At 50.2% G+C, this 13,539-nt stretch carries 14 protein-coding genes; 8 read left to right on the top strand and 6 right to left on the bottom strand.

Features of this window, described 5'->3' with window-relative positions:
- Window positions 1-19 precede the first annotated feature (19 nt).
- Both VFS25_RS13530 and VFS25_RS13525 read left to right on the top strand, forming a co-directional pair.
- Window positions 20-1,843, top strand: a complete 1,824-nt coding sequence (locus VFS25_RS13530) for an ABC transporter ATP-binding protein (RefSeq protein ID WP_326462686.1) — start codon at window positions 20-22, stop codon at window positions 1,841-1,843.
- 153 nt (window positions 1,844-1,996) lie between these two features.
- Entirely contained in the window at window positions 1,997-2,794 is a 798-nt protein-coding gene (locus tag VFS25_RS13525) for a glycosyltransferase family 2 protein (protein ID WP_326462685.1), read from the top strand.
- Here VFS25_RS13525 and VFS25_RS13520 read toward each other — a convergent pair.
- Complete coding sequence (locus tag VFS25_RS13520) at window positions 2,791-3,906, bottom strand: glycosyltransferase family 2 protein (protein WP_326462684.1); 1,116 nt, start codon at window positions 3,904-3,906, stop codon at window positions 2,791-2,793. The two genes, VFS25_RS13525 and VFS25_RS13520, sit on opposite strands and share 4 nt — an antisense overlap.
- A gap of 42 nt (window positions 3,907-3,948) precedes the next feature.
- On the opposite strand from VFS25_RS13520, the gene VFS25_RS13515 reads away from it, so the two are divergent.
- Window positions 3,949-4,917, top strand: a complete 969-nt coding sequence (locus tag VFS25_RS13515; RefSeq protein ID WP_326462683.1) for a hypothetical protein — start codon at window positions 3,949-3,951, stop codon at window positions 4,915-4,917.
- Between the two features lie 3 nt (window positions 4,918-4,920).
- Here VFS25_RS13515 and VFS25_RS13510 read toward each other — a convergent pair whose 3' ends face one another.
- Window positions 4,921-5,652, bottom strand: coding sequence for a glycosyltransferase family 2 protein (locus tag VFS25_RS13510; protein WP_326462682.1), 732 nt, complete (start codon window positions 5,650-5,652; stop codon window positions 4,921-4,923).
- A gap of 69 nt (window positions 5,653-5,721) precedes the next feature.
- Here VFS25_RS13510 and VFS25_RS13505 point away from each other — a divergent pair, with 69 nt between their 5' ends.
- A complete protein-coding gene (locus tag VFS25_RS13505; RefSeq protein ID WP_326462681.1) occupies window positions 5,722-6,657 on the top strand; it encodes a hypothetical protein in 936 nt (311 codons plus the stop codon).
- A 92-nt stretch (window positions 6,658-6,749) separates the two neighbouring features.
- Here VFS25_RS13505 and VFS25_RS13500 read toward each other — a convergent pair whose 3' ends face one another.
- Both VFS25_RS13500 and VFS25_RS13495 read right to left on the bottom strand, forming a co-directional pair.
- A complete protein-coding gene (locus VFS25_RS13500) occupies window positions 6,750-8,378 on the bottom strand; it encodes a hypothetical protein (protein ID WP_326462680.1) in 1,629 nt (542 codons plus the stop codon).
- Window positions 8,379-8,414: 36 nt separating this feature from the next.
- Window positions 8,415-9,881, bottom strand: coding sequence for a PLP-dependent aminotransferase family protein (locus VFS25_RS13495; protein ID WP_326462679.1), 1,467 nt, complete (start codon window positions 9,879-9,881; stop codon window positions 8,415-8,417).
- A gap of 65 nt (window positions 9,882-9,946) precedes the next feature.
- On the opposite strand from VFS25_RS13495, the gene VFS25_RS13490 reads away from it, so the two are divergent.
- From VFS25_RS13490 to VFS25_RS13475, 4 genes are all read left to right on the top strand, one after another.
- Window positions 9,947-10,399, top strand: coding sequence for a DoxX family protein (locus VFS25_RS13490; protein ID WP_326462678.1), 453 nt, complete (start codon window positions 9,947-9,949; stop codon window positions 10,397-10,399).
- 36 nt (window positions 10,400-10,435) lie between these two features.
- Window positions 10,436-10,876: a carboxymuconolactone decarboxylase family protein gene (locus VFS25_RS13485; RefSeq protein WP_326462677.1), complete on the top strand. Its 441-nt coding sequence runs from the start codon at window positions 10,436-10,438 to the stop codon at window positions 10,874-10,876.
- Between the two features lie 10 nt (window positions 10,877-10,886).
- Complete coding sequence (locus tag VFS25_RS13480) at window positions 10,887-11,309, top strand: GNAT family N-acetyltransferase (RefSeq protein ID WP_326462676.1); 423 nt, start codon at window positions 10,887-10,889, stop codon at window positions 11,307-11,309.
- 263 nt (window positions 11,310-11,572) lie between these two features.
- Window positions 11,573-12,427, top strand: coding sequence for a 2OG-Fe(II) oxygenase (locus VFS25_RS13475; RefSeq protein WP_326462675.1), 855 nt, complete (start codon window positions 11,573-11,575; stop codon window positions 12,425-12,427).
- Here the strand turns inward: VFS25_RS13475 and VFS25_RS13470 are convergent, their stop codons facing one another.
- Window positions 12,428-13,069: a DsbA family oxidoreductase gene (locus tag VFS25_RS13470; protein WP_326462674.1), complete on the bottom strand. Its 642-nt coding sequence runs from the start codon at window positions 13,067-13,069 to the stop codon at window positions 12,428-12,430.
- A gap of 161 nt (window positions 13,070-13,230) precedes the next feature.
- The coding region (locus tag VFS25_RS13465) for a hypothetical protein (RefSeq protein WP_326462673.1) at window positions 13,231-13,539 on the bottom strand (309 nt) is incomplete at its 5' end.

Genomic DNA, 13,539 nt, shown 5'->3' with positions numbered 1-13,539 from the left:
TATTTATAATAATCAATAGATGAAGACGTATTTCCGGTTATTATCATTTGCCAGGCCAATAGGGCGGTATGCTATCCCGTATGTGATTTATACATTGCTGGCAGTGCTGTTTGGCGCTTTAAACCTGGCCCTGCTGGCCCCCTTGCTGACCACGCTGTTCGGGCAGCATGAAAACGCGGCGGCAATAGCCAAACCGGAGCATTTCTACGATGTTTTTAAAATGCTGAATTACTATTCTATGAAGATCAATGCCGAGCATGGGCTTTTCCGGACGCTGCAGTTCGTGTGCCTTACCATTGTGGTATCGGTGTTGATCGGGAATATATTCCGGTATTTATCCGAACGCACCATGGAAAACCTGCGCATCCATACCTTGCTGAACCTCCGCGAAGCCGTGTTTAATAATGTAATGGATCTGCACCTGGGCTATTTTAACGAGGAGCGCAAGGGGAATATCATTGCCAAAATAGCGGCAGATGTGCAGGTGGTGCAGTACACCGTAACCGGCACCCTGCAGGTGATTTTCAAAGAGCCTTTAACGCTGCTTACTTACCTGGTAATGCTGTTCATTATCTCTTACAAGCTTACCCTGGCATCCATGGTTATTATACCCATAGCCGGGTTCATTATTTCCAGGATTGTTTCGCGCCTGAAAGAGCAGGCAGCCGCAGCGCATACCTCTTACGGCACCATGATCAGCTACCTGGAGGAGGCCCTGGGCGGTATTAAGATCATCAAGGCCTTTAACGCAACGCCTTACATAAAAAAGCGTTTCCATGAAGAGAACCTGCACTATTCCGGCATCATGCGATCTATGACCAGGCGGCAGCACATGGCGTCGCCGGTATCTGAAACCCTGGGCATTGTTATGGTATCGGGCATTGTGCTGTACGGCGGCTCGCTGGTGCTGTCCAACAACGGCAGCCTGAATGCGGCGGCCTTCATCGCCTATATTGCCCTGTTCTCGCAGATCATGCGGCCGGCCAAAGCCATCTCTACCTCGTTCAGCAACATCCACTCCGGCCTGGCCGCAGGAGAGCGGGTGCTGGCGCTGATAGACCAGCAGTCACAGATCAAAGATGCGCCGGACGCCAAACCCGTGCACCAGTTCCGGGAAGCCATCCGTTTTGAGCAGGTAGGCTTTGCGTATAACGAGCGGATGGTGCTCAACCATGTAAGCCTTACCATTCCCAAAGGAAAATCCATTGCGCTGGTAGGGCCTTCCGGCGCGGGCAAATCAACCCTTATGGACCTCATACCGCGGTTCATAGAGCCGCAGTCCGGCGCCATACTGATAGATGGGCAGAACATCGGGTCTGTTACCACCGACTCGCTGCGGGCGTTAATGGGCATTGTAAACCAGGAGTCAATTTTATTTAACGATACCATTTTTAACAATATCGCCTTTGGTAAGCCAGGGGCCACCATGGAAGAGGTTGAGGCTGCTGCCAGGATCGCCAATGCCCATGATTTTATTTTGGCAACCGAGCAGGGTTACCAGACGAATATTGGGGATAAAGGCGTTAAACTATCAGGCGGGCAGCGCCAGCGCATTTGTATAGCGCGCGCAGTGTTGAATAATCCACCCATTATGTTGCTGGACGAAGCAACCTCCGCGCTGGACACAGAGTCGGAAAAAATGGTGCAGGATGCGTTGAACAATCTCATGAAAAACCGTACATCGCTGGTAATTGCGCACCGTTTAAGCACGATCCAGAATGCAGACCATATCATTGTGCTGGATAATGGCAATATTGTTGAACAAGGTACCCATGTGCAGTTGCTGGAGCAGGATGGATTGTACCGTAAGCTGATAGAAATGCAGACTTTCAGCGCAAATTAAAAACAGGTGTAACAAATTAAATTGTACTACGTTGTACTAATTAAGGCAGCTTAATAAGCTGCCCGTAACTGTAAGCATAAACCGGATTGTAATGCGATTCTATGAACGCGCTATTGCTAGCAAATTCTTTATTGAACCAAAACCCGAAACAGGATGGTGAAAAGGAACTTCTCAGTTGGATTATTAATTGCTACCTATAACTGGCCGGCAGCGCTGGAAGTAATTTTCCTGAGCCTGTTACAGCAAACGCAATTACCGGATGAAATACTGATCGCCGATGATGGTTCTGCAGAAGACACCACGCGCGTGATCAATAAGTACCGCAGCATCCTGAACATCCCCTTAAAGCATGCCTGGCACGAAGACAGGGGCTTCCGCAAGGGCATCATCCTTAACAAAGCGATCAAACAATCCACATCGGATTATATTATTGAGATTGACGGCGATATTATAATGCATCCGCGTTTTATAGAAGATCATATAAAAGAAGCGGAGAAAGGCCATTTTGTACAGGGCGCGCGCGCCATGGTAGGGGAGGCCACCACGCGGCACATACTGCAAAGCAAAAGCACGCGGTTAGGATTCCTCACCAAAGGCATCAAAAGCCGTTTTAACGCGCTGCGCTTACCCGCGCTTTCCTTTATTGTAAAAGCAAACCCTTACAGCTCTGATAATACCAAAGCATGCAACCTGGCTTTCTGGCGAAAAGATTTTATTGCCATTAACGGGTATAATAACCTGTTCTTTGGATGGGGTTCTGAAGACTGTGAGTTTGCCGCGCGCCTTATACATGCCGGTGTGCGCAAAAAACGCCTGAAGCTGGCGGCTGTTTGTTTTCACCTGTATCATGAATACCATAACAAATCGCAGGTAACGGTAAATGAGCTGCGCTATACCGAAACGCTGAACAGCAAGCTGGTATTTTGCATGAACGGTTATGCCGAAGTTTAAAGGAAATATTGCAGGAGATAAAGCACCAGCAGCGGGTATAATACCCACTTCACAATTTTATAGGTGTTGGAACGGTAAAAGTATACTTTGTTGATGATGCCATCGTCGTGGAACCGTTCGCCTATTTTCCAAAACCTGTAGCGCGACAGCTTTCCCCATAACACGCCTGTTTCATATACCAGGCGCAGTGTAATAATATACAGCATTTCCTGTGCGCTGGCCCTGGCGCCTCTTTTAAGCGCCTGCACTATGCTGGCCGCCAGCTCTATCATTACAACGCCGGCCATAAATGCCAGCAAAGGCAATACCCATGCGGGTTTTACCAGCAGCAGCACTACCAGCGCCAGGGCGCACAGCAGCAGTGTTTCGGGTGTATTGGGAAAATCGTAGTAGGCATACCGGGGGTTCAGGTCGCCCAGCCAGCTGTTGCCTTTGCCGTAATAAAAAGGCTTTTTGAAATTGGGCCGCTCGTTGTTCCACCAGGGATGCTGTACCGCAGCTTCGGGCAGGCATTTATAGTTACGGTAGCTGTTGCGCTCGCGCACTTTTAAAAAGAAATCCACTTCCTCACCACCGCCGGTTTTAGGGATTTTGCCGGTAAATGACACATTGCCCATGGCGCTGCGCCGTATCATCATGTTGGCGGTAGCGCCCCATGCGAACGACGGCTTTTGGGCCGCAATACTGAATATGTCCAGTGATCCGCCGACGGTGAGGGCCCTGGTAAATGCAGTATGCGGCGGGGGCAGGTGCACCAGCCCTATAAAACCAATTTCCTCCGGGTAGCGCAGGGCTGCTTCGGCATATATTTCCAGCAGGTTATCGGGCACTACTACATCATCATCCAGGAACAGGATCCATTCGCCGCTGCCCTGGTGCATACCATTGTTGCGTGTAAGCCCCGAGCCCAGGTTCTGCGGGTTTACAAACAGGAACACTTCCCCGTTGTTCACCATTGATTGTATGGCCGGTGAAGGCACCAGGGAAGGATTATCTGCAACCAGGTAAAATTTTATATTTACATTCGCAGGCTTTCGTAGGCGGAGCATTGGCAGAATATACTTTTCGTTCAGCCGAAAAGATGGTATAACAACGTCAATACTTGAGTTCATGTAAGCAATTGGAACGTTAAAGATAAATACATTTCATTAAATATGCAGGTTGCTTTCACCATATGCTCCAACAACTACCTGGCACAGGCCAAAGTGCTGGGCATGTCGTTAAAAGAACATCAGCCGGATGATCCCTTTTATATTTTCTTATGTGATGAAAAAATACCGGAAATAGATTACAGCAGCCTGGCCGATGCGGTAATACCCATTGCGGATATAGAACCTGCCATACAGCAGCTGGCCCTGAAGTATAATATAATAGAGCTGAACACCTGCATAAAGCCCCGCGTTATTGAATACCTGCTGCACGAAAGGCATATGCACAAAGTGCTGTACCTGGATCCTGACATACAGGTTTTCAGCCCGCTGACCATATTATATGAAGCGCTGGATAGGGCCGATATTCTGCTAACCCCCCATATTTATACTCCCATTCCCATTGACGGTAAAACACCGGCCGAACATACCTTCCTCAACTACGGCATTTATAACCTGGGATTTGCCGGCGTAAGCAACCGCGAAACGGCGCACCGCTTTACCAGCTGGTGGAAAGCGCATACCTACAAAGAAGGTTTTATTGCAGTGGAAAAAGGAATTTTTGTAGACCAGCTGCCGGTGAACCATGCGCCGCTTTTTTTCAACACCGCGCACATCCTGCAGCACAGGGGCGCAAACATGGCGCCCTGGAACCTGCACGAAAGGTATTTGAGCCTGCAGCAGGGTAAGTACGTGGTAAATGAAAACGAAGCGCTGCTGTTTTACCACTTCAGCTCATTCAGGGTAGACGGCAACGAGCTGCCCCTGCACTACTACAACCGTTTTACACTGGCCGCCAGGCCCGACCTGCAGCCGCTGTACACTGCTTACAACGAAGCGCTGAAAGCAGCCGGCCACGCCTTTTACCAGCAGTTTGAAAGCCGTTATTCTTTACTGCGCAAGGCGCGCACAGAGGATATGAAAAACGCCCGCAAGCCCGGGCGTAAGTTATGGAAGAAGCTGTTTCACGGTTAAGGGTTATGCATCCCAGTAGCCGCCTTCGCCCTGCAATTTTTCTTTACAGCGTTTATACAGCATACGCAGGTACATGCCCCAGCCCATGCTCTCGCGGATGATCTTCAGCCGGTCCTGTTTAAAGGCACGGTCGTCCGGTATGGATGAAAACCCCGTCATATCGTAACGTACAATGGTAATTGGGAAGTGCTTTTTCTTAAAGGCGCGGTCGCCCCATACCCTTATATTCAGGGCATAGTCCGCATACACCCGGTAGCGCAGCTCATACCGGTATTTCTCAAATATTTTTGCGGGATAGATAATGGACTGGTGATTGATGCCGCGTTTGGCAAGGGCATACCGGCCTATTTTTCCGTTTAGCCATAACCGGTTGGGCTCCTGGTTGCCATAGTAAGGCAGGTTATTGCCGTAATACACCGTATGCTCATCTTTGAGCAGGGCGGCCAGCTCGCTGAAGCCCGGCAGCAGCCGGTCGTCCGCGCCCAGGAAATAAATCCAGCTGCCGGTGGCGCGCTGTACGCCTTTATTCATGGCGTCATAAATACCGGCATCCCGCTCGCTTACCCATTGCAGCCGCAGGCGGCGCTCAAACGATTTTAATATGGCAACGGTATCGTCGGCGCTGCCGCCGTCTATCACAATCACTTCAAGGTCCGCTGTTTGTTCAATAATGGAAGTAAGGCAATCGTGTATATACTTTCCTGCGTTAAAAGTGGCAATAATAATACTGATCAAGTGGATGCTGTTTATGCTGAATTGAATGCTAAATTAAAAAAATTAAATTTGTCGCGTAAAAGCAACAGCATGTCTAACTACAAGGTGCAGTCGCCGGTTTTATTCATCATTTTTAAACGCCCCGATACCACGCAGCAGGTGTTTGACCAGGTAAAAGCAGCGCAGCCTGCCCGGTTGTATGTAGCGGCAGACGGGCCACGGGAAGAACATCCTACGGATGCTGCGCTTTGCGCGCAAACCAGGGATATAATCCGGCAGGTGAACTGGCCCTGTACCGTGCAAACCCTTTTCCATGATCAGAACCTGGGCAGCATGCGTGCGCCGGTAGCCGCCATTAACTGGTTTTTCGAGCAGGAGGAAGAAGGGATCATACTGGAAGATGATTGCGTGCCGCATAACAGCTTCTTTTACTTTTGCGACGCCATGCTGGAAAAATACCGTTATGATACGCGTATGTATATTGTAACCGGCACCAACTCGCAGGACGGGCAAACATGGGGCCCTGCCAGCTATTACTTTTCACAGCACAGCAGTATATGGGGGTGGGCCTCCTGGCGCCGCGTATGGAAACAGTATGATGTGGACCTGCGTGCCTATGATACAGCAGAAGTAAAGCCACAGCTGCGGAAAATATTCAGTGATCCTTTCCTGGTTGACATATGGGCCGGTATTTTTGACGATATGAAAGCGCACCGTGTGCAGGCATGGGACCACCAGCTGCAGCTGATCACCCTTTTTGAAAATGGCCTGTGCATTACGCCCAATGTAAACCTCATCAGCAACATAGGTTTCGGGGAAAATGCCACGCATACATTGTGGAAAGAAAGCCATAATGCCAACCGGCCGGTTAGCGCATTAACAAACATTACCCATCCAAAATATGTGATACCGGAAAAAGATGCGGATTATTATTTCATGAGCCGTGAATTTGGCCTGGCGGCAAAATGGAAAAAGTACAATAAGCCCAAATACCGTTTTAAACGCTGGATAAAAAGCTGGTTTTAAACCTGCGGTAAGTCCTATTGTAAGCAGCGCCGCCTGCCCCGGCTGTGCCGTCGTGTTAAGGTCTTGCTGCAGGATGTTGTGCAGCAGGAGCACTACAGCAAATCCATTACGTCATCTGCCAATTTATTAAGCGTGCTGCTTTGGGTGGCAATTTCCATAGCGTCTTCATCTTCAGAGTCGGTGTCTATATCGCTTTCCTCTACCAGGTTCTCTTCTCCGAATGTGCCGGATTTACCTTCAAAGAAACGGAGATCGGCCAGGCGTTTTTCCAGTATCTCCCTTATTGCAACCAGGTATTCCGTTACTTCATCGGCATCAAAACCCAGCTGGTTAATGGATGATTCGGACAGCCAGGCAAAGCTGGTGTTATCGCCCAGCAGGCCTTCGTGCTTATACTTTGTGTAATACGCCTGGCAGGCGGTGCAGGCCACTTTGGTGCCGCCCACCGCAATAATGGCTTTGTTTGCCTGTGCTTTTAATTCTTCCAGTATGGCCGATTCCGCGTGAATATCCAGTGCGTTCTTAGGCACGCTTACGGGCGCTTTGTTTAGCTGCTTGTTGCGGTGCTTTTTAACAAAGTGCCGGGCGCCTTTGCGCTGGCGGTTTTGCCATTGTGTTTTAGTGCTTTTATGCAGGTCATAGGCAAAAGCTTCTTTAATTGCTTTTTTAAACTCCTTGGGCGTATAAGGTTTGCCCGACCCGTCCCTTAAAACAAATACGTCCTTCTTTTTATCTTTTTTAAAGTCGCCTACTTTCGGCTGCTTTGGCAGCTCTGTTAGCTTGATCCGTTTTAAGCTTTCCGGTTTCTGCTGTTTAAAGCCATCTTCCAGCGCGCTGGCCTTTCTTTTTACATGAAAAGGCCGTACGGTGCTCTGGTAGCCTTGTTCAAGGGTTTTACCGCCCAGCTCAGCAGAAAGGAAGTTGTTAACATTGCTGTTGTTGCCCGATATTTTCAGGCTTAATGCGCCTTTGCTATCCTTTATTATAGCGGTTTGTATTTCAGGAGTTGCTTTTTTTACAGGCGATGATTTTTCTTTGGTAATGGCCAGTATGGAAGTGCTGAAATAGGCCAGCCGTGAATGTTCCTTGTCGAGCTTTACCTTTGCCGCATCTACCAGGTCATTAATCTTTACCCGGATGTTGGCCGGAACATTCAGCAGCTTTTCATAAAAATCATCCACGTTTTTGGTGGCCTTTTTAATAGCATCATTGGCTGCATCTACTTTATCGCTCAGTTTTTGCTTACGTTCCTGCCATTTTATAGCAGCGGCGCTAAGGCCGTTGGTTCCGTTGGAGGGGGTAGTGGTATTTGTTTTAGGAGTGGTGCTTTTTGCTTTGGGTTTAGTGGTTTTGGCCGTGCCGTTTCCCTGGCCCGGCGCTTTCCATGCATCCTGCAGGTCTTTCCATCCCGCTTTTTTAGCTGTTATATACTTCCTCATTTCCGGCGCGGTAGGGTTGGGAGCCCACCCCACAGGATAGCCGGTTTGGATGCTGTTCGCTTTTACCCAATCCCGGGCATCGCGTAATGCAAATTGTAAAGGCGCATTTACCGGTACGGCCTGTTGGCGGAAAGGCGGCGGCGCTTTACCCGGCAGGGCTGCCTGCATAACAGGGTTGGCGTTCAGGGTAACCGGTACGGCCGGCCTGCTGCGCCCTTTTTCAGATGGATCAATAACGCGGCTGCTCACCGTGGATATTTGAGGGGTAGGCGTTTTCATCATTATACTAATTTAGCCTTTTTATCCCAACTGCTGCATTTACACTACTGTTTTCAATATTGCTATTGCTTCCTGCTGCTCTTTTTCATTCAGCGATGCAAAGCCCATGCGCAGCGCGTTATGGTTTACGGTGCCGTAGCTGTAGGCGCTGCCGTTGCTGATAAGCAGGCCTTTGGCGGCGGCCCTGGCTGAAATGGCAGGTAAAGGATGTTTTTTATGGAACTGCGCCCATACGGCCATGCCCCCTGCCGGCTGCTGAAACTGCACAATGCCTTTAAGCTCCTGCTCCAGCAGGTTGCAAAAGTGATTGCGCCGGTCATGGTACAGCTTTACGGATTTTTTCAGGTGCCGCTGCATGTCCCCGTTCCTGAAAAGCACGGCCAGCGCTTCCTCCAGCAGGTTATCGCTGCGTATGTCTATCATCCTTCTCATCAGGGCCGCTTCATTAATAAAGTGCTCCGGCGCTATCATATAACCTACACGTACAAACGTAGCCAGCGATTTGGCCAGGGAGCCGATGTATATCACATTCCCCTCATGGTCGGCGCTGGCCAGGGGCAGTATGGGCCCGCCGCTGTAGTGGAAATCATAGTCGTAATCATCCTCTATCACCGGCAGCCGGTAACGGCGTATCAGCTCCAGCAGCTTCATACGCCGGTCGGCGCTCAGGGTTACGGTGGTAGGGTGGTGGTGATGGGGAATAATATACAGCAGGGCAGGTTTTTTCTGCCTGCAGATGCGGGCGATAGCGTCAACATCTATCCCGTTTTCGTCCAGCGGTATGCGTACCAGCTTAGCGCCAAACTGCTGGAATATCATATCCGCCATAAAGTAATTGGGCTCGCCCACCAGCACGGTGGCGCCGGGCTGCAGTATGAGCCTGGCGGCGATATAGATGGCCATTTGCGCGCCATGTGTAAGCAGCACATTTTGCGGGCCTATGTTCAGCCCGCGGGTTTCGGTGAGGAACTGTGTAAGCTCATTACGCAGGCTCAGGGGGCCGGCCATACCGCCATAGGCGGCGTAATGCTTAACAGCGGGGCTGTGAAAAAGGCTGCGGTACTCACGTATGAGCAGGTCAACAGGGCCTATGCGGTAATCGGGAAAACCGTCGTTGATGATCAGGCGATGTTCGCCCGGGCGGGCCGGCGCGCCCGGGTAGCTGCCTATTTTGTTAAAGGTAAAACCGGTGTTGCCTGCATACGCCGGTATTTTAGCGGCTGCCTTAAAAGTGCGCGGCTTTATTTCAGGCAGGCGTTCCGATACAATTACGCCTTTGCGGGGGATGGTGGTGATCCAGTCCTGCGTAAACAGCTCCTGGTAAGCAGCTACAATGGTTTTGCGGTGCACCTGCAGCAGCTGCGCCATTTCACGGCTGCCAGGCAGGGAGGCGCCGGGCTTTATAACGCCGTCGCGGATAAGGCCAATGAGGCCGTTGGCAATTTGCTGGTACACCGGCATTGCGGATGCCTTGTTAATGGGAAGCAGGGTGGAAAAGGGTAGCATCTGGACTATCGTGTTTGTTATATCTGGACTATAAAGATAGGCCAACGCCGTAATAGTTTTGTGCTATGAAAAACAATTACACATACATACAGCTGTACCTGCGCATAGCCACCGGCGCCAGCTACCTGCTGGCAGGGCTCGACCGTTTTGGCGTATGGGGCCCGCCCGGCAGCCCGCATGTGAGTTGGGGCAGCTGGAGCAACTTTATGCAATATGCCGGCAAGTTAATGTTCTTTTTACCGGGCAACGTGGCTGCTTTACTGGCCGGCATTGCTTCCGGTGCGGAAATTGTTTTTGGCGTGCTGCTGATCATTGGCCTGTACACCCGCATAGCGGCTATTGGCAGCGGACTGCTGCTGTTCACCTTTGCGCTGTGCATGACGGTGGCCCTGGGCATACAGGCGCCGCTGAATTACTCCGTGTTCACCGCCAGCGCCGCCAGCCTGCTGCTTGCCTGCCTGCCGGGCTACCGGTGGAGCATAGATGCGCTGCGCAGCCGGCACACGTCAGCATATTAAACCACTAATATTTTATACACTTAAAAAAGAAAGAAGATGTCAAGATTAAAAATGGGCAAAGTGCAGCCCGCCGCTTACACCGCCATGTTTGGCCTGGACAAATACCTGGAAACTACCGGCATTGATAAACAACACCGGGAGCTGATAAAGATACGCGCCTCACAAATTAACGGTTGCGCCTATTGTGTGCACGAACATACCAACGATGCCCTGAAGGCAGGCATAGACCCTCAAAAGCTTTACCTGGTAGGTGTTTGGCGGGAAGCGCCCAATGTATTCAGCGAAGCAGAGCAGCTGCTGCTGGCCATTACCGAAGAAATTACCCTTATACACCAGCATGGCCTCAGCGATGAGCTGTATAATAAAGCCATAGCCCTGTTTGGCGAAGAAGGAACCGCACAGGTGATTATGGCGGTTATTGGCATTAACGCCTGGAACCGTATAGGCGTATCATTAAACATGCACCCTGAACTTTAAAGCACCGTATATGCATCCGGTTAAATTTGCGCAAAGCGAAAAAGAAATCAATGCCTGCTGGGATGTGGTGCATACGCTGCGGCCGCACCTCGAAAAAAAGGATTACCTGCAGCAGGTGAAGGATATGCAGCAAGAGGGGTATCATATGCTATACATAGCGGATAATGATACCGTGGCCGCGTTTGCAGGCTACCGTAACCTGTACTCATTATTCGCCGGCCGGTTTATTTATGTAGACGATCTTTGCACGCTGCCTGCATTCCGCGGTAAAGGCTATGCCGGCGCGCTGCTCGACTATATACATGCGCTGGCCAGGGAAACCGGTAAAACCAGCGTGATACTGGACAGTGGCTTTACCCTGCACGATGCGCACCGCCTGTACCTGAACAAAGGCTTCAGGCTTGCAGCCCACCACTTCAGCCTCAAATTTTAAAGGCAGCTCCTTCCGCCAGCTCATCTGCCTGTATTTCAATTATAAAAGCCGCGGCGGCCTGCTGATCATGGCCGCCGCCGGCAGGAGGTGGTTGGCCGGCATAAGTACAGCCATCCTGTAAAGCATTGTAATGAACATTACAATGCTTTATTTGTTAACATAAAGACAACCTGTGCCTGGTAATTTCTTTTTATATCTTCAGCCCCTGAAGTTTTGCCCAATGGCGCACAGGTATATATATTACTAAACTAACACGTTCGGCCTTGCAAGCAACCTACACTGATACGCAGCAGGTGATTGACCTGGAAAAATGGAACAGCGATCTGCCTTTTCTTAGCCGGCAATACCAGCAGGCCAGTCCTTACCCGCACATTGTGCTGGAAAATTTCCTGAACCCTGCCGTGCTGGATGCCTGCATAACAGAGTTCAATGAGCTTAACCAAACCGATGGCTGGATCAACTACGTGCATTACAACGAAAAAAAGAAAGGGCTGAACAAGCTGGATATATTGCCCGACAACATTAAACGCACTATCAACGAGCTGAACTCGCCTGCATTCCTGCAGTTCCTGGGCGCTCTTACCGGCATTGGCGGGCTGCAGAAAGATGACCAGCTCGAAGGCGGCGGCATTCACCAGTCGGGCAGGGGCGGTTACCTGAACATTCATGCCGATTTTACCGTGCACCCGCATCACCGCAACTGGCAGCGCCGCGTAAATGTGCTGGTATATTTAAATAAAGACTGGCAGGAGGAGTGGGGCGGTAAACTGGAGCTGTGGAACACGGATATGACTGCGTGCGAGAAAAAGGTGCTGCCTGTGTTTAACCGCTGCGTGATTTTTAATACGGATGCCGACTCTTACCACGGCCACCCGGAACCTATGACCTGCCCCGAAGGCCAGTTCCGCCGTTCCATAGCGCTGTATTATTATACGGTTGAAACGCATCCTTTCCGCAGGGCTACCCACTACATGGCCCGCCCTGGCGAAGGCAAAAAGAAATACATGGTAAAGCTGGACAACGCCCTGGTGGCCGTTTATACAGAGATAAAAGGCTGGCTGGGATCTAATGACAAGATCGTGAGCAACGTGCTGCGGTGGCTGTCCGGGAAAAAGTGATCACGGTTCATAAACCTGCTTCCTGAATTGCTGAAAGTATGCGCGGGACTGTAATCCTATGACCAGTTGGCCCGCTATTACCCACGCAGGCGTTCCCCTTACACCTATGCTTTCAGCACTGTTTTGAGAAAGCAAAAGATTTGCAAAAGCCTTATCTCCTTCCAGCCATTTTTCTAGTTCCTGCTCCTTTATGCCGGATTCTTTCAGGCAGTTATGAACCACTTCCTTTGCACCCAAATCTTCTCCTAGTGCAAAGTGTGCGGCATATAACCGGTCTTTTACGTTGATGAAAAGCCCGGGCCTATGCCTTCGTACCTGTTCCGCCAGTGCTAAAGCATAGCGGCTGTTGGGCAGGCGAACCGGCCAGTGGAGAGGCAAATTGGCCTCTTTTGCTTCTTTGGCAAGCAGGTCATACATGGGCCCTTGCCGTTCGCCCATATAAATGCCTTCTGCGGGTACATCGGGATGCGCCTGGAAAGGCAGCTGCACTAAATTGAACCCTATTTCTTTAAGTATATTGTTCCGGCTTTTACTTACATAACAAAAAGGACAAGTGAAATCATACCAATGCCAGGCAATTAATTCCGCATTTTTTTGCGGTTCCTGGCTTTTCGGATCAATAGTCAGATTTTTATTTTCCATATCTCAAATTGGTTCGTCATTCTTATTGACCGGCCAGTCCAATGAACGGCAGGTGGTAGGTTAAACTGAGTACCTGCATATAAGTGTGGTATGCTGTGCTGCGAAGAAAGTGGCAACAAGGTACAAATATTTTTATCAATGCCTGGAAAAGACGGGAAAGGTTACTCTCTTTTCAAAAACACAAACCCATTTTTGCGGTACAGCTCTTTTAATCCGGGATTGCCTTTCGTGTAAATATCCACCCGGTCTACTTTGGTGATAAAGTACACCGGTTTGTCAATATGGCCGTGCAGCAGCCATGCTTCGTTATAGGAATTGGGATTGGCGGGCTTTTCTTTTTGTGCATAAAAGAAAGGGGCATAGCTCCAGTAGCCGAGTGTGGTGATGTAACAGTCTTCCCCCTGCCGCTGTATTAAAAAGTCGATGGCGGCGCCCTGCGAGTAGCGCTCTACTTTGGGCACAATAAGGGC

Origin of the sequence: Chitinophaga sp. (assembly GCF_035761305.1) — a bacterium.
Lineage (GTDB): Bacteria > Bacteroidota > Bacteroidia > Chitinophagales > Chitinophagaceae > Chitinophaga.
This window is presented reverse-complemented; position numbering and strand designations above follow the sequence as displayed.